This window comes from Streptomyces sp. SP18BB07, assembly GCF_036322545.1.
GTDB classification, from domain to species: Bacteria; Actinomycetota; Actinomycetes; order Streptomycetales; family Streptomycetaceae; genus Streptomyces; species Streptomyces deccanensis.
Map to the genome: position 1 here is coordinate 1 of NZ_JAQYWT010000361.1, position 1,160 is coordinate 1,160.

The 1,160-nt window shown below is 65.5% G+C and carries 1 protein-coding gene; it reads left to right on the forward strand.

The window, feature by feature from the left end; translation table 11 throughout:
- The first annotated feature begins 38 nt into the window (after window positions 1-38).
- Complete coding sequence (locus PUR53_RS39780) at window positions 39-1,160, forward strand: IS630 family transposase (RefSeq protein WP_329894557.1); 1,122 nt, start codon at window positions 39-41, stop codon at window positions 1,158-1,160.

The following is a 1,160-nucleotide window of genomic DNA, read 5'->3' on the forward strand; positions in this document are numbered from 1 at the left end:
CTAGTGTCCTGCGCCAGTAGTTGATCGTTAGTAGTTGCATGACTTCTGCTGCTGGTGCGTCAGTTCCCCGTCGGGGCCCCAAGTTGGAGCCGTTACTGCTGTCCGCTGAGGAGCAGGCGGAGTTGGAGCGGTGGACGCGTCGGGCGACATCGGCCCAGGCCATGGCCCTGCGGGCACGGATTGTGCTGGCATGCGCGGGGCCGGAAGTACCGCCGATCGTCGCGGTCGCCCGCGATCTTGGGGTGACCGCGGACACCGTCCGCAAGTGGCGGCGGCGTTTCCTGGTTCAGCGGCTGGACGGTCTGGCTGATGAGCCGAGGCCGGGACGGCCGCCCACCATCAGTGTCGATCAGGTGGAGGCGGTCGTGGTCACGACCCTGGAGGAGATCCCGAAGAACGCCACCCACTGGTCGCGGAAATCGATGGCCGAGCACAGTGGCCTGTCGAAGTCCACGGTCGGCCGGATCTGGCGGCAGTTCCAGCTCAAGCCGCATCTGGCGGACACCTTCAAGCTGTCGACGGACCCGTTGTTCATCGAGAAGGTCTACGACGTCGTCGGCCTCTACTTCAACCCGCCCGAGGGCGCGGTGGTGCTCTCGGTGGACGAGAAGTCGCAGATCCAGGCCCTGGACCGGTCCCAGCCGGTGCTGCCGATAATGCCGGGCATGCCCGAGCGGCGCACCCACGACTACGTCCGCAACGGCCTGACCACCTTGTTCGCCGCGTTCGACGTCGCCACCGGCGAGGTCATCACGGCCCTGCACCGACGCCACCGGGCCGTGGAGTTCAAGAAGTTCCTGATCCGGATCGACAAGGAGGTGCCCGCGCACCTGCAGGTCCACCTGATCGTGGACAACTACGGCACTCACAAAACACCGGCGATCAAGGCCTGGCTGGCCAAACACCCCAGGTTCGAGCTGCACTTCACCCCGACCGGCTCCTCGTGGATCAACCAGGTCGAGCGGTGGTTCGGCTACCTGGCCCACCAGATGATCCGCCGCGGCGCGCACAAGAACATCCAGGCTCTGGAAGCTGACATCCGGACCTGGGTCAAGCACTGGAACGAAGACCCCAAGCCGTTCATCTGGACCAAGACCGCCGAAGAAATCCTCGACTCCCTCGCCCGCCTCTGCCGACGGATCTCCGGCGCAGGACACTAG